The organism is Enterobacter cloacae complex sp. IR5428, from assembly GCF_049238585.1.
In the GTDB taxonomy this organism is placed as follows: domain Bacteria; phylum Pseudomonadota; class Gammaproteobacteria; order Enterobacterales; family Enterobacteriaceae; genus Enterobacter; species Enterobacter intestinihominis.
Map to the genome: position 1 here is coordinate 23,037 of NZ_JBMKHV010000004.1, position 23,289 is coordinate 46,325.

At 55.1% G+C, this 23,289-nt stretch carries 21 protein-coding genes; 9 read left to right on the forward strand and 12 right to left on the reverse strand.

The window, feature by feature from the left end:
* Positions 1-64 precede the first annotated feature (64 nt).
* A complete protein-coding gene (dld, locus tag ACOTXC_RS06665; RefSeq protein WP_023300581.1) occupies positions 65-1,822 on the forward strand; it encodes a D-lactate dehydrogenase in 1,758 nt (585 codons plus the stop codon).
* A 102-nt stretch (positions 1,823-1,924) separates the two neighbouring features.
* Positions 1,925-2,479, forward strand: coding sequence for a GNAT family N-acetyltransferase (locus tag ACOTXC_RS06670; protein ID WP_022648685.1), 555 nt, complete (start codon positions 1,925-1,927; stop codon positions 2,477-2,479).
* Positions 2,480-2,584: 105 nt separating this feature from the next.
* On the opposite strand, the gene pbpG is transcribed toward ACOTXC_RS06670, so the two are convergent.
* Together pbpG and ACOTXC_RS06680 are read right to left on the reverse strand one after the other, a co-directional pair.
* Positions 2,585-3,508: a D-alanyl-D-alanine endopeptidase gene (pbpG, locus tag ACOTXC_RS06675; protein ID WP_023300582.1), complete on the reverse strand. Its 924-nt coding sequence runs from the start codon at positions 3,506-3,508 to the stop codon at positions 2,585-2,587.
* Positions 3,509-3,675: 167 nt separating this feature from the next.
* Positions 3,676-4,263: a Yip1 family protein gene (locus ACOTXC_RS06680; RefSeq protein ID WP_003859296.1), complete on the reverse strand. Its 588-nt coding sequence runs from the start codon at positions 4,261-4,263 to the stop codon at positions 3,676-3,678.
* A gap of 157 nt (positions 4,264-4,420) precedes the next feature.
* Here ACOTXC_RS06680 and ACOTXC_RS06685 point away from each other — a divergent pair, with 157 nt between their 5' ends.
* Positions 4,421-4,993, forward strand: coding sequence for a DedA family protein (locus ACOTXC_RS06685; protein ID WP_022648686.1), 573 nt, complete (start codon positions 4,421-4,423; stop codon positions 4,991-4,993).
* A 101-nt stretch (positions 4,994-5,094) separates the two neighbouring features.
* Here ACOTXC_RS06685 and ACOTXC_RS06690 read toward each other — a convergent pair whose 3' ends face one another.
* The 3 genes from ACOTXC_RS06690 to dusC form a co-directional block, all read right to left on the reverse strand.
* Entirely contained in the window at positions 5,095-5,859 is a 765-nt protein-coding gene (locus ACOTXC_RS06690) for an SDR family oxidoreductase (protein ID WP_022648687.1), read from the reverse strand.
* 50 nt (positions 5,860-5,909) lie between these two features.
* The gene (gene mdtQ / locus ACOTXC_RS06695; RefSeq protein ID WP_421767517.1) at positions 5,910-7,328 is read right to left on the reverse strand and encodes a multidrug resistance outer membrane protein MdtQ; all 1,419 of its coding nucleotides are present in this window, start codon (positions 7,326-7,328) and stop codon (positions 5,910-5,912) included.
* 333 nt (positions 7,329-7,661) lie between these two features.
* A complete protein-coding gene (gene dusC / locus ACOTXC_RS06700; protein ID WP_023306604.1) occupies positions 7,662-8,597 on the reverse strand; it encodes a tRNA dihydrouridine(16) synthase DusC in 936 nt (311 codons plus the stop codon).
* 168 nt (positions 8,598-8,765) lie between these two features.
* Here dusC and ACOTXC_RS06705 point away from each other — a divergent pair, with 168 nt between their 5' ends.
* The 4 genes from ACOTXC_RS06705 to sanA all read left to right on the forward strand — a co-directional run bounded on the left by ACOTXC_RS06705 (position 8,766) and on the right by sanA (position 11,704).
* On the forward strand, positions 8,766-9,161 hold the full coding sequence (locus ACOTXC_RS06705; protein WP_022648690.1) for a CidA/LrgA family protein: 396 nt from the start codon (positions 8,766-8,768) through the stop codon (positions 9,159-9,161).
* Complete coding sequence (locus ACOTXC_RS06710) at positions 9,158-9,853, forward strand: CidB/LrgB family autolysis modulator (protein ID WP_022648691.1); 696 nt, start codon at positions 9,158-9,160, stop codon at positions 9,851-9,853. The genes ACOTXC_RS06705 and ACOTXC_RS06710 overlap by 4 nt, the downstream gene beginning before the upstream one ends.
* Before the next feature lie 128 nt (positions 9,854-9,981).
* Positions 9,982-10,866, forward strand: coding sequence for a cytidine deaminase (cdd, locus tag ACOTXC_RS06715; protein ID WP_022648692.1), 885 nt, complete (start codon positions 9,982-9,984; stop codon positions 10,864-10,866).
* A 127-nt stretch (positions 10,867-10,993) separates the two neighbouring features.
* The gene (sanA, locus tag ACOTXC_RS06720) at positions 10,994-11,704 is read left to right on the forward strand and encodes an outer membrane permeability protein SanA (RefSeq protein WP_022648693.1); all 711 of its coding nucleotides are present in this window, start codon (positions 10,994-10,996) and stop codon (positions 11,702-11,704) included.
* A 127-nt stretch (positions 11,705-11,831) separates the two neighbouring features.
* On the opposite strand, the gene mglC is transcribed toward sanA, so the two are convergent.
* From mglC to ACOTXC_RS06755, 7 genes are all read right to left on the reverse strand, one after another.
* The gene (mglC, locus tag ACOTXC_RS06725; RefSeq protein ID WP_022648694.1) at positions 11,832-12,842 is read right to left on the reverse strand and encodes a galactose/methyl galactoside ABC transporter permease MglC; all 1,011 of its coding nucleotides are present in this window, start codon (positions 12,840-12,842) and stop codon (positions 11,832-11,834) included.
* A 15-nt stretch (positions 12,843-12,857) separates the two neighbouring features.
* Entirely contained in the window at positions 12,858-14,378 is a 1,521-nt protein-coding gene (mglA, locus tag ACOTXC_RS06730; protein WP_003859320.1) for a galactose/methyl galactoside ABC transporter ATP-binding protein MglA, read from the reverse strand.
* Positions 14,379-14,457: 79 nt separating this feature from the next.
* Positions 14,458-15,456, reverse strand: a complete 999-nt coding sequence (mglB, locus tag ACOTXC_RS06735; protein WP_022648695.1) for a galactose/glucose ABC transporter substrate-binding protein MglB — start codon at positions 15,454-15,456, stop codon at positions 14,458-14,460.
* Positions 15,457-15,751: 295 nt separating this feature from the next.
* Positions 15,752-16,774, reverse strand: a complete 1,023-nt coding sequence (gene galS / locus ACOTXC_RS06740; RefSeq protein WP_003859324.1) for an HTH-type transcriptional regulator GalS — start codon at positions 16,772-16,774, stop codon at positions 15,752-15,754.
* 155 nt (positions 16,775-16,929) lie between these two features.
* Positions 16,930-18,087: a DUF418 domain-containing protein YeiB gene (yeiB, locus tag ACOTXC_RS06745; protein WP_421767518.1), complete on the reverse strand. Its 1,158-nt coding sequence runs from the start codon at positions 18,085-18,087 to the stop codon at positions 16,930-16,932.
* A gap of 18 nt (positions 18,088-18,105) precedes the next feature.
* A complete protein-coding gene (folE, locus tag ACOTXC_RS06750) occupies positions 18,106-18,774 on the reverse strand; it encodes a GTP cyclohydrolase I FolE (protein ID WP_017383384.1) in 669 nt (222 codons plus the stop codon).
* 102 nt (positions 18,775-18,876) lie between these two features.
* Positions 18,877-20,025 (reverse strand): YbfB/YjiJ family MFS transporter, encoded by a 1,149-nt coding sequence (locus ACOTXC_RS06755; protein ID WP_023306608.1) that lies wholly within the window; start codon positions 20,023-20,025, stop codon positions 18,877-18,879.
* A 137-nt stretch (positions 20,026-20,162) separates the two neighbouring features.
* Between ACOTXC_RS06755 and fghA the strand changes: the two genes are divergently transcribed.
* Complete coding sequence (gene fghA / locus ACOTXC_RS06760) at positions 20,163-20,990, forward strand: S-formylglutathione hydrolase (RefSeq protein WP_045308654.1); 828 nt, start codon at positions 20,163-20,165, stop codon at positions 20,988-20,990.
* 261 nt (positions 20,991-21,251) lie between these two features.
* Positions 21,252-23,237 (forward strand): ligand-gated channel protein, encoded by a 1,986-nt coding sequence (locus ACOTXC_RS06765; protein WP_058677664.1) that lies wholly within the window; start codon positions 21,252-21,254, stop codon positions 23,235-23,237.
* The last annotated feature ends 52 nt before the right edge of the window (positions 23,238-23,289 follow it).

The window sequence follows — 23,289 nt, forward strand, 5'->3', positions numbered from 1 at the left end:
CGCTCAACGGCTAATCGCGCTATGCTTTACAGCGAGAAATTTGCCCCACCACAAGGAGTGGAAGATGTCTTCTGTTCGAACTGACGATAACACTACATTTATTAACGAACTGTCTCGCCTGGTTGGTCACTCTCACCTGCTTACCGACCCGGCCAAAACCGCCCGCTATCGGAAGGGCTTTCGCTCCGGCCAGGGCGACGCGCTGGCGGTAGTCTTCCCCGGTACGTTGCTCGAACTGTGGCGCGTGCTCAGCGCCTGCGTTGCGGCAGACAAGATTATTTTAATGCAGGCTGCTAACACCGGCCTGACCGAAGGCTCCACGCCGAACGGCAACGATTACGATCGTGACATCGTGATTATCAGCACCCTGCGCCTCGACAAACTGCACCTGCTGGACAAGGGCGAACAGGTGCTCGCCTTCCCCGGCACCACGCTTTACTCGCTGGAAAAAGCGCTTAAGCCGCTGGGACGCGAACCGCACTCGGTGATCGGCTCATCGTGCATTGGCGCCTCGGTGATCGGCGGGATCTGCAATAACTCCGGCGGCTCGCTGGTGCAGCGCGGCCCGGCCTACACGGAGATGTCGCTGTTTGCCCGTATCGATGAAAACGGCAAGCTGACGCTGGTTAACCATTTGGGGATCGATCTGGGTGTAACGCCAGAGCAGATCCTCAGCAAACTTGACGATGACCGCGTGAAGGACGAAGACGTTCAGCACGATGGCCGTCACGCGCATGACCACGATTACATCACCCGCGTGCGCGATATCAATGCCGATACGCCAGCGCGCTATAACGCCGATCCGGATCGCCTGTTTGAATCCTCCGGCTGCGCGGGCAAGCTGGCCGTTTTTGCGGTGCGCCTCGATACCTTCCCGGCAGAGAAAAAGCAGCAGGTGTTTTACATTGGCACCAATCAGCCGGAGGTGCTGACGGAGATCCGCCGTCATATTCTGGCCGAGTTCACTCACCTGCCGGTGGCGGGCGAGTATATGCACCGGGACATTTATGACATCGCTGAGCGCTACGGCAAAGATACCTTCCTGATGATCGACAAGCTCGGCACCGACAAAATGCCGTTCTTCTTCACCATGAAGGGTCGCACCGACGCGATGCTGGAGAAAGTATCGCTGTTCAAACCGCACTTCACCGACCGCTTTATGCAGAAACTGGGCAACGCCTTCCCGGCGCATTTACCGGAGCGGATGAAGACCTGGCGCGATAAGTATGAGCACCACCTGCTGCTGAAAATGGCCGGGGATGGAATTGCCGAAGCGCAGAGCTGGCTCACCGAGTTCTTCAAAACTGCCGACGGGGATTTCTTCGCCTGCACGCCGGAAGAAGGCAGCAAAGCCTTCCTGCACCGCTTCGCCGCGGCGGGTGCGGCTATCCGTTATCAGGCTGTGCATTCCGAAGAGGTAGAGGATATTCTGGCGCTGGATATTGCCCTGCGTCGCAACGATACCGAGTGGTTTGAACATCTGCCGCCGGAGATTGACAGCAAGCTGGTGCACAAGCTCTATTACGGCCACTTCATGTGCTATGTCTTCCACCAGGATTACATCGTCAAAAAAGGGGTGGATGCGCATGCGTTGAAAGAGCTGATGCTGGCGTTGCTGCACGAGCGTGGCGCGCAATATCCTGCCGAGCATAACGTGGGGCATTTGTACAAAGCGCCGGAGACGCTTAAACAGTTTTATCGCAAAAATGACCCTACAAACAGTATGAACCCCGGCATTGGTAAGACAACGCGGAAGAAATACTGGAAAGAGAGTGCCGAAACAGAGGAGCAAAATACGCAAGCCTCTGATGAACGCCTATAGCCAAATTTAAGAGATTGTTAAGCTCTCCTCAATCGTACTAGAGTATCTGCCTGTTGCCAGAGAAACGTTTCTCTGGCTTTCCAAACAAGGAGCGGGCAGAACATGTCGGCTGTAGAGATTTTACCCGAAACTGAAATCGAGGTGCGCGACGCCCTTCCTGACGATGCACATGCCATCTCGGCGATATACGCCTGGCATGTGCTTCATGGCCGTGCGTCGTTCGAGGAAGTTCCCCCCACCGTCGATGAGATGCGTCAGCGGATGAAGAGTGTGACCGACAGCGGTTTACCGTGGCTGGTTGCGCTGTATCGCGGCATTGTCGTCGGCTACTGCTACGCCACGTTTTATCGTCCACGTCAGGCCTACCGGTACACCCTTGAGGAATCCATCTATGTGGATGCCAGCACCACCGGGCGCGGGTTTGGCTCGGCGCTGATGGATGCCCTGATTGCACGGTGTGAGCAAGGTCCCTGGCGGCAGATGATTGCTGTGGTCGGTGACGGAAACAATAATGCGGGATCGTTACGGCTGCATAAAAAACATGGCTTCGAGGTTGTCGGTCAACTGCGCAGCGTGGGGTATAAGAAGGGCGACTGGCGGGATACGTTGATCATGCAGCGTCCACTCAACGATGGTGACTGGACGCTGCCGGAGTAGGCGCTTTCGCCCGGTGGCGCTCCGCTTACCGGGCCTACGTATCGGGGCCGCTTTAGGGCCGTAGGCCGGGTAAGGCGAAGCCGCCACCCGGCACAGACAGGCGACTCAGTCGTTCTGCGCCGTCGCCATCTGTTCCGCTTTCTGCTTTTTATACGCCATCGCTGAAGCCGGCACCGGTTGCACTTTCCCGGTTTCAATCCAGGTGCGCAGGCGACTGGCATCCGCAAAGTGGGTATATTTGCCGAAGGCATCCATCACCACCAGCGCCACTGGTTTACCGTTAAACACGGTGCGCATCACCAGGCAGTGCCCTGCCGCATTGGTGAATCCGGTCTTGGTTAACTGAATATTCCAGTTATCGCGATACACCAGATGGTTAGTGTTGCGGAACGGCAGCGTATACGCCGGGTTCGAGAATGTCGCCATCTCCTCACGCGTGGTGCTGAGCTGACCAATCAGCGGGTATTGCTTACTGGCGATCAGCAGCTTGGTTAAATCACGCGCCGTCGAGACGTTATGGATCGACAGACCGGTTGGCTCCACGAAATGGGTATTTTTCATCCCCAGCGCTTTGGCTTTGGCATTCATCGCGCGGATAAACGCGTCGTAACCGCCAGGATAATGGTGGGCAAGGCTCGCCGCCGCGCGGTTCTCTGAGGACATCAGCGCCAACAGCAGCATATTTTTACGGCTGATTTCACTGTTCAGACGCACGCGAGAGTAGATCCCTTTCATCTCTGGCGTGTGGCTGATATCCACTTTTAGCTTTTCGTCCAGCGGCAGTCGTGCATCAAGCACCACCATCGCGGTCATGACTTTGGTTATGGAAGCGATCGGGCGCACCAGATCCGGGTGACTGGCGTAGATCACCTTGTTGGTATTCAGGTCAACGATCATCGCGCTGCCGGACGCAATCTGGGGTTGCGCAGCAGCGGTGGCAACTGCGGGCGTTTTGGCGATGGCTGGCGCGGTAGCGGAGACGCCCAACAGTAGCGCAAGACTAAGGAGTGACACTCGAAATTTCAGCATGATGAGACTTCTGATAATGATTCACGCACGTTATGACGTACACCGCCTGTGTCGACGGATAAACACAGGCTGGCTTCGGCATCATAGCGGTCACCGTGCGTTGTCGCCAGCGGAGAATCATAACCAGATGCTGCATTGCTGGCATTTACGCCAGCAATGCAGGGGACTTAAAAGAGACGGTATCCATAACCCCAAAGAATAACTGTCAGGGCCAGTAGCGCCTCAAGGACCAACACGCCGATGGCAAGCGTAGAGCTGGAGAAGCTCAGGCCCTCTTCTTTATTGATGTTGAGGAAGGTTGGCACTCCTACATACAGCAGATAACCGGTGTAAAAGAGGGCAACCGTACCGATCAGCGCGCACAGCCAGACCAGTGGATAGAGCGCAACAATACCGCTTAAGAACAGCGGGGTCGCGACGTATCCGGCGAAGACCATACAGTGTGCCAGCGACGGGCGCTGCGGATAGTTGCGCGCCATCCAGTGGATGACCCGCCCCATTACCGCCACCCCGGCCAGCATCAGGCCATAAAACAGAATGGCAAGGTACAGTCCGGTAAACCAGGAAAGCTGAACCACGGTGCCGTCACCAAAGTTCCAGCCTATTTGCGTAGTACCAATAAACGCGCAGACCACCGGCACCGCTGCCATCAGCAGGACGTGGTGGGTGTAGTGATGCGCGACCGTTTCGTTCTCGTTACGGATGACCTGCATTTCACGATCGGGATGGGAGAAAAGTCCCCAGACATGGTTCATAACGCCCCCTTGTTGTCGGCCCGTCAGCGATAGCTAAAGTATAATGCAGGCTTTAGATTATTTTATGTACAGTGGGAAATTTCCGTTGATTGCCGCGTGGTTGATGGATGGGGTATATGATTAACGCAGGCACAGTAAGGGAGACGACATTTACTTAATGGATATCAACGGTCTTATTGAACAATATGGATACGCCGCGCTGGTCATCGGCAGCGTGGCAGAGGGTGAAACCATCACGCTGCTGGGCGGAGTGGCCGCACATCAGGGATTGCTGAAATTCCCGCTGGTGGTCGCCGCCGTCGCACTGGGCGGTATGATTGGCGACCAGCTGCTCTACTTTCTGGGTCTGCGCTTTGGTCCGACGCTTTTACAACGTTTTGCTAAGCATCAAAAGAAAATTCGTCGTGCTCAGCGGCTTATCCAGCGGCATCCCTATATGTTTGTGATTGGCACCCGCTTTATGTATGGCTTTCGCATCATTGGGCCAATACTGATTGGCGCGAGCCGCTTACCGCCGAAAATTTTCCTGCCGCTGAACATTATCGGGGCGATTGCCTGGGCGCTGATTTTTACCACGCTTGGCTACGTGGGTGGCGAAGTGATAGGCCCGTGGCTGCATAATCTCGATCAGCATCTTAAACACTGGGCCTGGTTGATCCTGGTTGTTGCGGTGGTGATTGGGGTACGGCTGTGGCTCAAGCATCGTGAAAAGCGGCGGGATGAAGAGTGAGTGCGGCCTGCTGCCCCTCACCCTACCCCTCTCCCCAAAGGGGAGAGGGAACTCTATACACCCTCTCCCCTTTGGGGAGAGGGCTGGGGTGAGGGGAATGTTTATTCTGCTGGCTTAAACTGCGGATTCGCCAGCATAAAACCACCGTCGACGATAAACGACTGCCCGGTGGTGTAGCTGGCGTCGCTGTCACACAGCCACGCCACCAGGCTGGCTATTTCTTTGGTATGCCCTGGCCGTGCCAGCGGGATTTCCGGCATTGAGCCTTCTTTCACTTCGCTGTCGTCCATATCATTCATCGGCGTGGCGATCGCACCAGGCGCAACGGCGTTCACCAGAATCTTATGTTTAACCAGCTCCAGCGCCATCGATTTTGTTAACCCGCCCAGCGCATGTTTGGCCGCCGTATAGGCGCTGGCGTCCGGCAATGGCGTATGTTCATGCACCGAGGTGATGTTCACGATCCGCCCCCCTTCTCCCTGCTTCACCATCTGACGCGCCGCGATTTGCGAGCAGAGAAATGCGCCGTCCACGTCAACGGTGAATATGTGCCGCCAGTCGTCAAATGACAGGTCCAGAAATGGCGCTTTGTTCATCGCCCCGGCATTGTTTACCAGCACATCCAGCCGCCCGAAACGCGTAATCAGGGTTTCAATGGCCTTTGCGCCTTCCGGCAAATTGCTTAAGTCGAGCTGGATGGCCTCGGCACGCTGCCCGCGCGCTTCAATTTCACGGCAGGTTGCCAGCGCCCCTTCCTCATCTGAATGCCAGGTCACCCCGATATCAAACCCGCGTTCGGCCAGCATCAGGGCCGTCGTTTTGCCAATTCCTGAATCCGATGCGGTAACAATTGCGACTCGCGTCATACTCACCTCCTGAAAATCTGCAAAGAGGTAAGTATAGATAATGCGCGATTTTAGCTGTGATGATATCCGCCACCCAGCGCGGAGGTGAGCTGGAGCGTAGCATCCACGTACTGACCTTTCAGCATCAACCCGGCAATACGCTCTTTGAGCGCCGGAATTTTTGCTTCACTCACCCGCGAGCCGGCAATGATCCCCGTGCTGAAGCGCGCCTGTGCCAGCGCAACGACGCGCGCCGCATCTTTTTCGATCTGCTGCTGGTGCTGATTTTTGGCGGTCAGGGTTTCTACTTCGCTGGCCGTCCGGGCAACCTGGTTTACGGCGTCCACTACGGCCTTGTTGTAGTTCGCCACGGAGAGGTTGTTTTGCGCCTGGGCGATATCCAGGTTCGCATTTAACCGACCGCTGTCAAAAATTGGCAGCGTCAGACCCGCGGTTACGCCCATTTGCTGAGCAGATGAGCGGAACAGGTCGCTAAGGTGCAATGCATCCTGCTGCAAGAACGCCATCAAATTGATGTCAGGGTAGAACGCGGCTCTGGCGGCATCCACTTCGCTCATGGACGCTTCGATATACCAGTGCGCCTCCTGCAAATCCGGGCGGCGAGCCAGCAGCTCATAACCGAGCGTTGACGGCAGCGACGCCTCTGCGTCAGGTAAGGCATGCCGGGCGAGCGTGACTGAAGGGGTATTGGTCAATGCATTCAGACGCGCCTCAATGGCCTTCATTTTGCCGTGCACGTCAGCGAGCTGTTCATCGGTTTTGCTGGCATTGATATCTGTTTCAACGCCTTCCACCGAGGAGGTAATGCCGTGCTGATAAAGCTCACGATCGGCACCGATGATATTTTCCTGCTCCCGTTTGATCTGCGCGAGCACGTCACCCACCGCGGCCTCGGTCTGCCAGTCCCAATACAGCCGCGCGACGCTGCTGGCGAGCAGCTGTCGGGTCTGCTCCAGCTCCGCTTTTTGCGCATTCACCTTACCGATGCGGGCCTCAATTTGGGCGCGGTTTTTACCCCATAAATCCAGATCCCATCCGGCCGTCAGACCAAAGGTGCCGTTGGTGTACCAGGGTCCGGTTGTCCCCGCCGCCGGGTCAGTCAGGGCGAATGGCCCCATCAGCCCCTCTGCCGACATCTTTTGCCGTTCCACATCTGCGGAAAAATCCATTTGTGGACCATCAGCAGCGACAGCGGCTTTCGCCTGTGCTTCTGCCAGGGTGATGCGCTGCCGGGCAATTTGCATATCCGGCGCATCCGCCAGCGCTTTAGCGATCAGCGCGTTGAGCTGAGGGTCATTAAAATCTTTCCACCATTCGTTTTTTGGCCAGTCGGCATGACTTAGTTGGGTATTTACAGCAGCGGCGGCGGCTTGCGTTTTCACTGGAGACACCGTGGCATGCTCCGGCGCGCAGGCGGCCAGCATAAAAATAAGGGGAGCACTCAGAGATAAAGTAAGAGAACGTTTCATTACGCCATAAACTCAAAAAAATAAAGGCGCAACTTACGCTTACTGACGTTCCGTTTTTTAGTAACGCGTGGCAATCCGCATATTGTTATACATTTTCATATCCGGAAATTTATTCCCCAAGCGAATGATTTAATTTCACCTATTCATACCAATTATGAATTGACTGCTACACTTACTGACGACAGACATACGCAGGAGAAGCGAATGAAAATATTATTGTGGGTTATTTTGATTATATTTCTGATAGGGCTGCTGGTGGTAACCGGTGTATTCAAAATGATTTTCTGATACGTTTGCCCGGCTCCGCGCCGGGCAAACGTATTCACACTTCGCTCAGTGCTTCGACTGGATCACACGGGCAATATCCGCCGACGTCTGTAGCGTACGGATCTCCTGAAATAATCCCAGCGCGTCGTCGTACTCTTTCCGTAAATAACTCAGCCACTGCTTAATGCGCGCGACGTGATACAACCCGGTATCGCCCTGCTTTTCCAGCCGCGTGTATTTTTGCAGGAGTTTCACCACGTCCGCCCACGGCATCCGCGGCTCATTGTATTTCACCACCCGGCTGAGGTTCGGCACGTTCAGCGCACCGCGGCCAATCATCACGGCATTACAGCCGGTCTCTTTGAGGCAGGCCTGCGCGCTCTCATAATCCCAGATTTCGCCGTTAGCAATCACCGGAATAGTAAGCCGTTTGCGGATCTCGCCAATCGCCTGCCAGTTAATGCGCTCGGCTTTATAACCATCCTCTTTGGTTCGCCCGTGCACCACCAGCTCGGTGGCGCCCGCCTGCTGCACCGCGTCGGCAATTTCAAACTGCCTGTCGCCGCTGTCCCATCCCAGACGCACTTTGACCGTCACCGGTAGATGCGATGGCACCGCCTCACGCATGGCCTTTGCGCCGCGATAAATCAATTCCGGATCTTTGAGTAACGTCGCCCCGCCGCCGCTGCCGTTGACCAGCTTTGACGGACAGCCGCAGTTAAGATCGACACCGTACGAGCCAAGCGCTACCGCGCGGGCGGCGTTTTCCGCCAGCCACTCAGGATACTGGCCGAGCAGCTGGACGCGCACCAGCGTACCGGAGGGGGTGCGGCTCTGACGATGCAGTTCCGGACAGAGACGATAAAATGATTTTTCTGGCAGCAACATATCGACCACGCGCAAAAACTCCGTCACGCAGAGATCGTAATCGTTCACCTCGGTAAGCAGCTCGCGCACGAGAGAGTCGAGCACGCCTTCCATCGGGGCCAGTAAAACACGCATTCTGAGTACCTGTGAAAAAAGACGCGCTATAGTAGCTGCTCTCTATGTATGTTGAAAGCCCGGCGTTCCATTCTGGAATGTCTGGTATGCCCAAAATTCATGATGTGATCCGTGGCACATTTTCAGGTTTAATTGTATGATGAATACGTCTCAGCAAGGACTTTCACCATGAGCAAATCACTGAATACTATCTGGCAATACCTTCGCGCCTTCGTCCTGATTTATGCCTGCCTGTACGCCGGCATTTTTATCGCGTCGCTGCTGCCTATTACCATCCCCGGCAGCATTATCGGCATGTTGATCCTGTTTGTGCTGCTGGCATTACAGGTGCTGCCCGCGAAATGGGTCAACCCGGGGTGCTTCGTTCTCATTCGCTATATGGCCCTGCTTTTTGTGCCTATCGGCGTTGGGGTTATGCAGTATTACGATGTGCTTAAGGCGCAGTTCGGCCCGATAGTGGTCTCCTGCGCCATCAGTACGCTGGTAGTTTTCCTGGTCGTCAGCTGGAGCTCACACATTGTGCATGGCGAACGTAAGGTCATCGGGGAGAAAACAAAAAAATGATGGCGAATATCTGGTGGTCCCTGCCGTTAACCCTGGTGGTGTTCTTTGCTGCGCGTAAGCTTGCGGTTCGTTTCAAAATGCCGTTGCTCAACCCGCTGCTGGTCGCCATGGTGGTGATTATTCCTTTTCTGCTGCTCACCGGCATTTCTTATGAACGTTACTTCGCCGGGAGCAAGATCCTCAACGATTTGTTGCAGCCTGCCGTGGTGGCGCTGGCGTTTCCTTTATATGAGCAACTGCATCAGATCCGCGCGCGCTGGAAATCCATCATTACCATCTGCTTTGTGGGTAGCCTTGTTGCGATGATCACCGGTACCTCGGTGGCCTTATTGATGGGCGCATCGCCGCAGATCGCCGCCTCTATCCTGCCTAAATCCGTTACTACGCCGATTGCCATGGCCGTGGGCGGCAGCATCGGCGGCATTCCGGCCATCAGCGCCGTGTGCGTGATTTTCGTCGGTATCCTGGGCGCGGTGTTTGGTCATACACTGCTGAATATCATGAAAATTCGGACCAAAGCGGCGCGCGGTCTGGCGATGGGTACCGCCTCGCACGCGCTGGGCACCGCACGCTGCGCGGAGCTGGATTATCAGGAAGGGGCATTCAGCTCGCTGGCACTGGTGATCTGCGGGATTATAACCTCCCTGCTCGCGCCGTTTATCTTCCCGATTATTCTGGCAGTAATGGGCTAAAATTTGCGATGCGTCGCGCAAATTTCATTTTCATTTCATAAGTTGCATACATAATGAGATTTGGATCACATATAAAGGCCGTACGGCTCCGTACACTACCGATCCATTAACCTTGATGAGGCAACGTCATGCATCCACGTTTTCAAGCTGCTTTCTCTCAGCTTGCAGAGAATTTGCAATCAGCCCTGGCTCCGGTTCTGGCGGATGCGCATTTCCCCGCCCTGCTGACGGCAGATCAGGTCACGACGCTTAAACAGGCAACGGGGCTGGACGAAGACGCGCTGGCTTTCGCCCTGCTACCGCTGGCGGCTGCTTGCGCCCGCGCTGACCTTTCCCATTTTAACGTAGGCGCAATTGCGCGCGGCGTGAGCGGGACCTGGTACTTCGGCGGGAACATGGAGTTTCTCGGTGCGACCATGCAGCAAACCGTTCATGCGGAGCAGAGTGCCATCAGTCACGCCTGGCTGCGCGGCGAAAAGGCCCTGCGCGCCATCACCGTCAACTATACCCCTTGCGGCCACTGCCGCCAGTTTATGAATGAGCTGAACAGCGGTCTTGAACTGCGTATCAACCTGCCGGGACGCGCGCCGCATACGCTGGGTGATTACCTGCCGGATGCTTTTGGCCCTAAAGATCTTGAGATCAAAACCCTGCTGATGGACGAGCAGGACCACGGTTACGCGCTCTCAGGGGATGCGCTCAGCGAAGCGGCCATTGCCGCCGCCAATAAAAGCCACACGCCATACAGCAAATCACCAAGCGGCGTCGCCCTTCAGTGCCGCGACGGCCGCATCTTCACCGGCAGCTATGCAGAGAACGCCGCGTTTAACCCGACGCTGCCTCCGCTCCAGGGCGCCCTGAACCTGCTCAGCCTGAACGGGTATGACTACCCGGATATTCAGCGCGCGATCCTCGCTGAAAAGGCCGATGCACCGCTGATCCAGTGGGACGCGACCGCAGCCACGCTGAAAGCGCTGGGCTGTTCAACCATCGACCGCGTGCTGCTGGCATAATCTGTTCGGCGGGCAAATTTGCCCGCCAGTCTGACGAAAAACCCCTCAGTTGAATCGCTGTTTCTTGCGCTAACCAGGCGGGTACAGTAGCCTGAGGGAAATTTCATCATCGGTACGAGCCATCTGCATGTTAAAGCGCGTGTTTTACAGCCTGTCTGTCCTGGTCGGCATACTGCTGTTGATCGTGCTGGGTCTCGACCGCTGGATGAGCTGGAAAACAGCTCCCTACATTTTTGATGACCTACAGGACCTCCCCTACCGCCAGGTTGGCGTGGTGCTTGGCACCGCCAAGTATTACCGCACCGGCGTCATCAATCAGTATTATCGGTATCGTATTCAGGGCGCACTGAACGCCTATAACAGCGGCAAGGTGAACTATCTGCTGTTAAGCGGCGATAACGCCCTGCAAAGCTATAACGAGCCGGTGACGATGCGCAAAGATTTGATTGCCGCAGGCGTCGACCCGGCCGATATCGTGCTCGACTACGCCGGATTCCGCACCCTTGATTCCATCGTGCGCACCCGCAAGGTGTTCGACACCAATGATTTCATCATCATCACCCAGCGTTTCCACTGCGAGCGGGCGCTGTTTATCGCCCTGCATATGGGGATCCAGGCCCAGTGCTACGCCGTGCCGTCGCCAAAAGATATGCTGAGCGTACGCGTACGTGAGTTTGGCGCCCGTTTTGGCGCGCTGGCTGACCTGTACCTGTTCAAGCGTGAACCGCGCTTTTTAGGCCCGCTGGTGCCGATCCCAACGATGCACGAAGTGCCTGAAAATGCGCAAGGTTATCCGGCGGTGACGCCGGAGCAGCTGCTGGAAATGCAGAAGAAGTAATAACTGATGTCGGGTGGCGGCTTCGCCTTACCCGACCTACGATCGCGATTTTGTAGGCCCGGAAAGCGTCGCGCCACCGGGCAAAAAAAGGCCCGCTACGTGAGCGGGCCTTTCCATTCTGAAGAACTTATTTCTTACGCGCGTACTTCAGTGAATCCAGGGCAACCGCGAAGATAATGATCGCGCCCTTGATGATGTACTGCCAGTACGGGTTGACGCCGATGTAGGTCAGGCCGTAGTTGATCACGGTGAAGATGATCACACCGGTCACCACGCCCAGCACGGTACCCACGCCGCCGCTGAAGGAGACGCCGCCGACCACGCAGGCCGCAATCGCATCCAGCTCGTACATAAAGCCGAGGTTGTTGGTGGCAGAGCCGATACGGCCTGCTTCCAGCATCCCGCCGAAGGCGTAGAACACACCGGACAGGGCATAAATCATCAGCAGGTTCAGAGCCACGTTGACGCCGGAGACTTTCGCCGCTTCCGGGTTGCCGCCGATAGCAAAGATGTTTTTACCGAAGCGGGTTTTGTTCCACAGGATCCAGACGAACGCCACCGCAATCAGCGCATAGAAGGTGATATAGGAGAGACGGAAGCTGCCCAGCGCAACAAACCCCTGCGTGAAGGTCGAGAAGCCGCTTTCGAAGCCAGAGATTGGAGACGCGCCGACGAAATCGTAGTACAGGGAGTTGATACCATAAACGATGATCATCGTGCCAAGCGTGGTGATGAATGGCGTCACGTTCAGGTAAGCAATGATGATGCCGTTAATCAGGCCAATTACCGCGCCGATGGCGCATACGATCAGGATCACCACGAAAATCGGCATGGTCGCCATCTCCGGGAACACCTTGTTGGCGTTTTCCATCGACTGCAACAGGGTTGCCGCAATAACCGCCGCCAGACCCACCTGGCGCCCTGCCGAAAGGTCTGTCCCCTGGGTAACGATGAGCCCTGCCACGCCCAGTGCGATGATAATACGTACGGAAGACTGGGTCAGAATATTACTTAAGTTCAGCAGACTTAAGAACGTTGGGTCCTGGAAAATAATTATCGCCAGCAAGACTAAAAGAACAACGTAAATACCGCCTTCTTTCAGATAAGTGAGAAAACTTTTTTTATTTAACGCACTCATGAGGAGCCCCTGATCTTAAAGGTGCAAAGACGCAAGACGCAAAATTTCGTTTTGCGTTGTCGTTTTGGTTTCAACAATACCGGCAACGAGACCATTGCTCATAACCAGAATACGGTCTGTGATCCCTAACAATTCCGGCATTTCGGAAGAAATAATAATGATCCCTTTATCTTTTTTCGCCAGCTCTGCGATCAGCTGGTAAATCTCGAATTTTGCACCCACATCGATACCGCGCGTAGGTTCATCCAGCATCAGTATTTCAGGCTGGGTTAATAGCCAGCGACCAATAATGACTTTCTGCTGGTTCCCTCCCGAGAGTGAGCCAATTTGCGTGCGGTGGCCCGGCGTTTTCACGCGCATGGAGTCAATCACCCATTGGGTATCGCTCTTCATGCGGGAATTATCCAGCAACCCGACCTTGTTTTTGTAATTGCGAATATTAGAAATTAACGAGTTAAAGTTAATATCAAGATAAGCGTAAATACCGGTGGAACGCCGCTCTTCCGTCACCAGCGCAAAACCATTATTAATGGCTTCATTGGCGTTGTGGTTGTTGATTTTCTTACCGTGCAGGGTAATGGTGCCTTCGGCTTTCTCACGGATACCAAACAGGGTTTCCACGATATCGGTGCGCTTAGCGCCCACCAGCCCTGCGATACCAAGGATCTCGCCCTTGTGCAAATCGAAAGAGACATCGCGGATGGACGGCTGACGCAGTGAGGTCAGGTTACGCACCTCCAGAATCACTTCGCCCGGCTTGTTTTCTTTATCCGGGAAGCGCTGGTTCAATGAACGGCCAACCATCATGGCGATGATCTTGTCCATGTCCAGCCCTTCCAGCGGCTGGGTGGCAATCCACTGGCCATCGCGCAGGATGGTAATTTCATCGCACAGCTGGAAGATCTCTTCCATTTTATGTGAGATATAGACAATGCCGCAGCCGCGATCTTTCAGCTTACGGATGATGGTAAAAAGGTGGTTAACCTCTTTTTCCGTCAATGACGATGTCGGTTCATCCATGATCACGATTTTCGCATCATAGGAGAACGCTTTGGCAATTTCGATCATCTGCATCTGGGAAACGGATAATGTCCCGACACGTGCGCGCGGGTCAATATCAATATCCAGCTCATCGAAAATGGCTTTGGTGTCGCGATACATTTTATCCTGATCGACAAAGACACCTTTGGTTGGATAGCGGCCCAACCACATATTATCCATAACTGAACGTTGCAGAACCAGGTTTAATTCCTGGTGTACCATCGAGATACCGTTCTCCAGCGCTTCTTTCGCTGAATGGAAGTCGATCTCTTTTCCCTGAAAAAGAATGCTGCCAGAATCTTTTTGATAGATCCCAAAAAGGCATTTTAATAATGTTGATTTACCCGCACCGTTTTCACCCATTAACGCATGAATAGAGTGAGGACGAACTTTTAAATTAACATTATCGAGCGCCTTAACACCGGGGAATGACTTGTTAACACCGGTCATTTCCAACAAGTATTCACCGGACGACTGAGTAGTTGTGCTGACCATAATTATACCTTGTTGGCCTCGCATATCGCGTTATAAAAGGGCGCAACGAATTGCGCCCAGTGAAGACAATTCAGATAACTTATTTACCGATAAACTCAGCCAGGTTGGACTGGTCTACGCCCACGTAAGGAACGCGAACGATTTTGTTTTCAATTTTCCAGCTGGTGCCGTCAGCAGCGCCTTTACCATCAGCGAGGTTTTTCGCCAGATCGAAGGTGGCTTTCGCCTGGTTGTTAGCATCGTTCAGCACGGTACCGGCCATTGCGCCAGATTTCACCAGCGCCAGCGCTTCTGGCAGAGCATCCACACCGAATACAGGAATGGCGGATTTGTTGTGTGCTTTCAGCGCTTCAACAGCACCCATTGCCATTGCATCGTTGTTGGCGATGACCACTTCAATTTTGTTGGCGTTCGGGCCAGAGAGCCACGCATCCATCTTATCTTTCGCCTGAGCGGTGTCCCACATTGCGGTGTCTAACGCCAGCTGCTGGGTTTTCAGGCCCTTGTCGTTCAGCTCTTTAATAACGTAGGTGGTACGTGCTTCAGCATCCGGATGGCCCGGTTCGCCTTTCAGCAGAACGAACTGAATCTGACCATCTTTGTTCATATCCCAGTTTGGGTTCGCCGCCCAGTGTTTCGCAATAAGATCGCCCTGGATAATCCCGGACTCTTTGGAGTCAGTACCCACGTAATAGGCTTTATCGTAGCTGTCCAGCGCTTTACGGGAAGGCTCTTTGTTGAAGAAGACAATCGGCACGTTCTGGCCGCGTGCTTTCTCGATCACCGTACCTGCCGCAGCCGGGTCAACCAGGTTAATAGCCAGCGCTTTCACGCCTTTTGCCAGAAGAACGTCAATCTGATCGTTCTGTTTGGACTGGTCATTCTGGGAGTCATTCATCAGCAGCTGCACGTCTGGCGCTGATTTAGCATCTTTTTCAATTGCTTTACGCACAACGGACATGAAGTTGTCGTCGTATTTATAGATAGTCACGCCAATACGGGTATCCGCTGCGTGTGCTGCTGCGCCAAAAAGCATGCTTGCCATGACAGCAGACAGAGTCAACACCTTCTTATTCATGGTATCTCCGGTTTTTTTTATGCAGGGTAGTTCTTGTGAAAAACGGTCGGCGGGCAGATGTTAATAAAACGTTACTGATCGCCGAAGTTCACTTATAAAATGTCCAGCTTCCGTGTTCGGTAACGCTCCAGAAATGCGTTTTATTCGTTGTTTGAGGCATTCTGGTAACGGTAAAAGTGAATAATCACCGTTACATTGTGTTTCAGCCCCTAAAACGCTGACATCATAGACAGCGGCTTGTTAAGATACTGTGAATTTACTCACAGATTGAAAACGGTTACATCACGTGATGTTATCAGTTAGTGATCGGAGCCACAGTTTGTCGGATAGCGACCGAATGGCGGCGTACTAAAGTCGGCATAAAACAATGCGTTGCGTCAGGATCTAACAGCCCTGCCGCCCCCTGTAACGCCAGCTCTGTCGCCAGTTTCGCCATCGACGCAATGGGGTAACGCACCGTTGTCAGTTGCGGATCGGTGTAACGGGCAATCGGAATATCATCAAAACCGATCAGCGATAAATGCTGCGGCACCGCAATGCCATTATCTTTCAGCGCGGTAAGCGCACCTGCCGCCATGCTGTCGTTATAGGCAAACACGGCCGTCAGCTGAAGATTACGCCCCAGCAGTTCCACCATTGCCGCTTCACCGCCCTGCATGTCCGGCGAACCGGTACCAACCCAGCTCTCCAGCGGCGCAATGCCCTGCTCTTTCAGGGCGTTTTGCCAGCCCTCGCGGCGCATCATGTCGTCTTCAATACCGTGGCTTGAAGCCAGATAACCAATGCGCTGATGGCCGTTGCTGATGAGCATCCGCGTCGCCATCATCGCGCCGCTGATGTTATCCAGACCGACACAGCGGTGCGCATAACCGGGGACGATACGGTTGATCAGCACCATACCGGGGATCTGCTCCATAAACCCGGCCAGCTCTTCATCGCTCAGGGCTTTTGAGTGCACAATCAGGGCGTTACAGCGCTGGCGGATCAGTACCTCAATGGCATAACGCTCTTTTTCAGCCTCGTGATAGCTGTTGCCAATCAGCACATATTTCTGGTGCTGCTGAGCAACGACGTCCACCGCTTTGACCAGCGCGCCGAAGAAGGCGTCCGACACGTCCATCACCACGACGCCAATGGTATCGCTGACCTGCGTCGCCAGCGCCTGAGCATTGGCGTTTGGCCGGTACCCCAGCTGGGTCACGGCTTTCATTACGGTTTCACGCGTTTCAGGGCTGACCAGCGCACTGTTGTTCAGCACGCGGGAGACAGTAGCAACAGAAACACCCGCCTGGCGGGCGACGTCACGAATGGTGATCATATTCACCACCCTTAAAAGGATTGCAGCAACTCACAGACACCCCCTGTGTTTAGCAAGGTGGCTATTCTGGCAGCGAGAGAGAAGAGACTACGTGAAGAAGCTCACACAGATGAAAACGCTTACATCCGTTTTGTTAATGATTGTGATCCAGATCGTTATCTGGATGTATTACGCAATGACACGCCCGACGCAAGGGCGGTTAACCGTCGCCATACCCACTCCAGCGGGCCCTGGCGGAAAAAACGCAGCCAGATAACTGAAAACACCACGTTAACAATCCAGACCGGAATAACAAACGCCAGCAGCGTCAGGCGGTCGAATTTCATAAACAGGCCGAATCGGTAGAAAAGCGTGGTGCATATCAGCGTTTGCAGGATGTAATTGCTTAACGCCATCCGTCCAACGCAGGCCACCGCACTGACGATCCACAGGCGAGAAAGCCGGGGCCATAAGCCATAGATCAGCGCCGCATAGCCAATGGTCTGGAACGGCGCGCTCAGCTCTCGCGGCACCTGCAACAGGAACGCGCACCAGCGGTAATCCCACTGAAGATGCCACTGTAAGATCACCGCCGGAAGGTTAATCATCACGCCGAGCAGTACCAGGCCAGCGCCTGTGAGACGATAGTGTCGCAGGCTAAATTCTCCTTTCAGCCAGCCGGTGCGCATCAGGGCTGCGCCCATCAGCATCATCCCCGCCAGCTGCCAGCCGTATTGCGCCCCCAGCGCCAGCAGGTTATCGCCGAGCATATCGGCCCGGTTGCCGATCGCTTCCATGCCACCTTTCAGCTTCCAGAACTGCTCATATTGCAGATTGGCCGCATCCGGGATCCACGAACGACTGGTGGAAGCATCGGCAATCATGCCAAGCAGCAATAACACGGTCAGTCCCATGACATAGAGCATCACGCCAGTGTTAAAGAGGCTTTTTACACCGGGCGCGTCGCGGATCAGCCGCCAGCAAATCAGGCCCACCAGACCATACGCGAGCAGAATATCGCCGTCCCAGAAAAGCAGCCCGTGAATAAAACCGAGGATAACCAGCAGCGTTAAACGCGACTGGATCCAGCGCGTACCGCGTTTGAGGAGAAGCTGAAGTCCCGCGCCAAACAGAAGCGCAAAGAGGGTCAGAAATTTAACCTGTGCGAAGAGATCAAGGATTGCCCACGTCCAGGCGTCGCTGCGCGTGATGACGCCATACCACGCAGGGTTCAGATAGGCGGCCTTCGGCAGACCGAAGGCGCTAATATTCAGCAGCAGGATACCGAGAATGGCGACGCCGCGAACAAAATCGAGCGTGACGTTTCGCTCCATGGTCCCTGCCCTGTCTGATTAGTTGTGGTGGCGCACGGCGCGCAGAAACTCCTGGCGGGTGTTCTGGCTCGATTTGAACAGGCCGCCCAGCGAGGTGGTGGTAGTCGCGCTGGTTGCATCACGCACGCCACGCGCTTTCACGCAGTAGTGAACCGCGTCGATAGACACCGCCACGTTGTTAGTCCCTAACAGGGTTTGCAGTGCGGTCAGGATCTGCTGCGTCAGACGCTCCTGCACCTGAGGACGCTGGGCAAAGAACTGCACGATGCGGTTGATCTTGGACAGGCCAATGACCGTATCTTTTGGAATATAGGCCACCGTCGCTTTACCATCGATGGTCACAAAGTGATGCTCGCAGGTGCTGGTCAGCGTGATATCGCGTACCGTCACCATCTCATCGACCTTCATCTTGTTTTCAATGACGGTGATTTTCGGGAAGTTCGCGTAATCCAGGCCGGAGAAAATTTCGTCGACGTACATTTTCGCGATGCGGTGCGGCGTCTCCATCAGGCTGTCGTCGCTCAGATCGAGATTCAGCAGTTGCATGATCTCCGTCATATGGCCGGCGATCAGACTCTTGCGGGTAACATTGTCCAGCTCCTGCACGGGCGGGCGCAGTGGCGTTTCAAGACCGCGCGCAACCAGCGCTTCATGGACAAGGGCTGCTTCTTTACTGAGTGATGACATTCTTTTCTCCTGCAGGTGTGGCGTCTTTTGCCCTCGTTGTGGCAAAAGTGTGCGCTCATTGTGCGTGAGGCGACGCACATAATCCAGTATTCACGTCGATAATTATTGCAATTGCTGTTGCCTTTCAGCCTGACGGTTCCAGACTAACGCTCCGCCAGCGAACAGCGCGATCCCCGCCAGCCCCAGCGCAGGTTCCAGCCGGTGCGTGAGCCAGGTCGAGAGTGCCGACGTGACCGGACCAATCAGCTGACCAATGGCATACCCGGTGGTGAGCAGTCCCGCCATATAACGCGTATGATCTGGCGCCAGCTCGCGACCGTACTGAAGAGAGAGCTGCACGGCGCAGAGGAACCCGCCGCCCACCAGCAGCCCACCCGTCAGCAAGCCGCCAATGCCCGGCAGCAGCCAGGCCGCCAGCACGCCTATCCCCTGTAACCAGAGAACAATCGCCAGCCTGCGGTTAGCGCTTGATGTATGCCGCAGGGCAATACTGATCGCAATCCCCACCACCGAGGCGGCGCCAAATATTGGCCAGACAAACTGGGCAAACAGGCTGCCCGGGAAACGCACCGCCGCCATTTGCGACAGGAAGGTCGCAGGGAGGATATAGCCGAACCCTGCCAGGCTGTAGCTCCAGACCAGACGCCTGAGATCCGTAGTCAGCAGCAACGGCTCAGGCGCGGTACCGGGGCGATGAAGCTGGCCCGCGCGCGGCAGGTAGCGCGCCACCAGCGCAATCAGCACCAGCGCCAATACGCCGTAGATTTGCCATGCCGCGCCGGCAGACAGGGATCTCGCCTGAATATAGACCGCCAGCAGGCCACTCAGGGCGATGCCTGCCCCGGGTCCGGCAAAGACGGCTGCACTAAGCCCCGGCTTGCCCAGCTGCCCCAGCCGCTCGTTGGTCCAGGCGGCAATCAGCACCATCGACCAGCCGCTCATGCAGCCGATCACAAAGCGCAGCAGACCGTGAACGACAGCATTATCTGCCGCCGCAGAGAGCAGCGTCAGCGCCACCGCGCCAGTGATGCCAAGCCAGAGACGCGTTTCAACGAAGCGATGAGCGCGCATAGCATCCCATGCCCCCACCAGATAGCCCAGGTAGTTCATTGCCGCCACCAGCCCCGCGCTGGTAAGCGTGAGTTGCCCGGCGGCAATCATCAGCGGCACCTGAGGCGTGAAGGCGAAGCGCCCTATCCCCATCGCCACGACCAGAACCACAAATCCGCTGAGCGCGATACGCAGCGCCATGATCGCTCCAATTGTTAAAGAAAAGTAAATTTATGATGCAACATCTCGCCGTCCTGCGAAAGTGAAAGTTGCTCACAGGTCAATGAAAACTCTGTATTATGCGTTTAATGAATAGTCTTTCGGATAAGGAGCCCTGCATGGAACTGCTCGAAGAGCATCGTTGTTTTGAAGGTCGACAGCAGCGCTGGCGGCACGACTCCACCACGCTGAACTGTGCTATGACGTTCAGCATTTTCCTGCCCCCTGCGGACAATCCACCGGTGTTGTACTGGCTTTCAGGCCTGACCTGCAACGACGAAAATTTCACCACCAAAGCGGGTGCCCAGCGTATTGCTGCCGAACTGGGCATTGCGCTGGTGATGCCAGATACCAGCCCGCGTGGCGAGGACGTGGCCGACGATGCCGGATACGATCTGGGTAAAGGCGCCGGGTTCTATCTCAACGCCACGGAACAACCCTGGGCGAGCCATTACCGCATGTATGACTACATTCGCGATGAACTGCCTGCCCTGGTGCACTCTCAGTTCGCGGTCAGCGAGCGCTGCGCGATAAGCGGACATTCGATGGGTGGCCACGGGGCGCTGATAATGGCGCTGAAAAATCCGGGGAAATACACCAGCGTGTCCGCATTTGCGCCGATTGTGAACCCAACGCAGGTGCCGTGGGGGCAAAAAGCCTTCACGCACTATCTGGGTGAGGATGCAGAGAAATGGCAGGAATGGGACAGCTGTGCGCTGTTGCTGGCAAGCCAGCCAGAAGACGCTATCCCGATGCTGGTGGATCAGGGTGATGCCGATCAGTTCCTCGCCGGGCAGTTACAGCCTGCGGTGCTGGCGGAAGCCGCGCGCCAGAAGGACTGGCCGCTGACGCTGCGCATACAGCCGGGATACGATCACAGCTATTACTTTATGGCGTCCTTTATTGAAGATCATCTTCGCTTCCATGCGACACATTTGTTCGCGTAAATACAGCTGTTTGCCCGATAGCCTCTCGCCTGTCGGGCCTTTCCCCTCATTTACATAATCCTATCCGCTTGAATCCAGCCTGTTTTCCGTCGCCCTCACTCAAACACAAATGATTTCAATTATCATTTGTGTTTACAATTCTACATTCTTTTGTACAATTCCAGGCTCTTCTCCATCTCAAAGAGTTCTTACAAGACAAAAACATACAGTTCTCAGGGTTATCCCGATGGAGTTTTTTTCATTTTTATACGGAATGTACAAATGACAATACCACGCATTAAGCTCCTGGCCGTCGCCATTGGCGCTGCCACATGTTCCCCCTTCGTTCACGCAGCCGATCAGGATACCGTTGTCGTTACCGCGACGGGTTTTGAACAAAAGATCCAGAATGCCCCCGCCTCCATCTCTGTGATTTCAAAACAGCAGATTGAAGATAAAGCCTACCGTGATGTTACCGATGCCCTGAGAGATGTCCCGGGCGTCGTCGTCACCGGCGGTGGAAGTAGCAGTGATATCAGTATTCGCGGCATGGCCTCTCAGTACACCCTGTTCCTGGTGAACGGCAAACGCGTCAGTACGCGAAGCACCCGCCCAAACAGCGACAACTCGGGTATTGAACAAGGCTGGCTGCCGCCGCTGGAGTCCATTGAGCGCATCGAGGTCATCCGCGGCCCGATGTCCTCGCTTTACGGCTCCGATGCTATGGGTGGCGTCATTAACGTCATTACCAAAAAAGTCTCGAACACCAAAGCCTGGACCGGTTCGTTGCATGGCGACGCCACCTTCCAGGAAAACCATGACTCCGGCGATATCTTCCAGACCAACGCCTACGCTTCTGGTCCCCTGATCGACGGACTGCTGGGCGCAAAAGTGACGGGGCTGTTGTCACGCCGCGCAGAAGATAAAATCGTGAACGGCTATAACGAGCAGAAAATGCGTAACGGTGGCATTACGCTGAACTTCACGCCGGACGAGAAGAATGATTTCGACCTCGACTTTGCTCGCGAGCTTCAGGACAGAAACAGCACCCCGGGGATGTCGAAAGCGGCTGAAACCTGCCGGGGAACAACCTGTACGCCAAATACCAAAAGCGACTCGCGCTATGAGCACACGACCTACTCGTTAACCCACAGTGGTTATTACGACGACTTCAATACCACCAGCTATATCCAGCAGGAAGAGACCAATAATCCAGGTCGCAAAATGCGTTCCTACAACACCACCTTTAACAACCAGAACCAGATCTTCCTCGGCGATCATACGTTGACCCTCGGCGGGCAGTACCGCTATGAGAAACTGCGCGACAACGGCAATCAGCTGGAAGCTGCTGACGGCCTGAACAAACTGACGCGCTGGAGCTGGGCCCTGTTTGCCGAAGATGAGTGGTCAATGACGGAAAGCTTTACGTTGACCGGCGGCCTGCGTATGGACAAAGACCAAAACTACGGGACGAACTGGACGCCGCGCGGTTACGGCGTATGGCACCTGGCCGATCAGTGGACGTTGAAAGGCGGGGTTTCTGCTGGCTATCGTGCGCCGGATCTGCGTCAGTCGTCTGCCAGCTGGGGCCAGGTGACAGGTGGCGGCCGTCTTGACGGTATCATCGTCGGCAACCCGGATCTGAAACCCGAGAAGAGCCTGAGCGAAGAGCTCGCCCTGCTCTGGGATAACAACGATAACCTTAATGCCGGTGTGTCGCTGTTTAATACCGACTTCAAGGATAAAATTACGGAAGTTCGCCGCTGTAACAGCAGCGCCGATCCCGCCTGTACGATTGGCGATCATAGCTATGATTTCGTCAGCGATCGCGTCAACGTGGACAAAGCCAATATGCGCGGTGTGGAGTCCTCGTTCGGCTGGAAAATCACGCGCGATGTGAACTGGACTGCAAACTACACCTATACGGAATCCGAGCAGAAGAGCGGCCAGTTCTCCGGCAAGCCACTGAACAAAATGCCAAAACACATGTTCAACACCACCCTGGACTGGCAGGCGACGCCCGACGTCGGCTTCTGGAGCCGTCTGAACCTGCGCGGTAAAACGTCTGAGTATCTGAGCCGCACGTCAATGTCACAGGGTACACCGTCCTACACTCAGGTTGATGTCGGTATGCGCTACAACGCCAACAAAAACCTGCTGGTTACTGCCGGTGTGTATAACGTGCTCGATAAGCAGATTGACTACGATACGTATGACACCGTGCTGGATGGCCGTCGCTATACCGTTGGCATGACCTACAGCTTCTGATCTGCCCATAAAAAAGCCCGCTCGATTGAGCGGGCTAAAAGAGAGGAAGTGC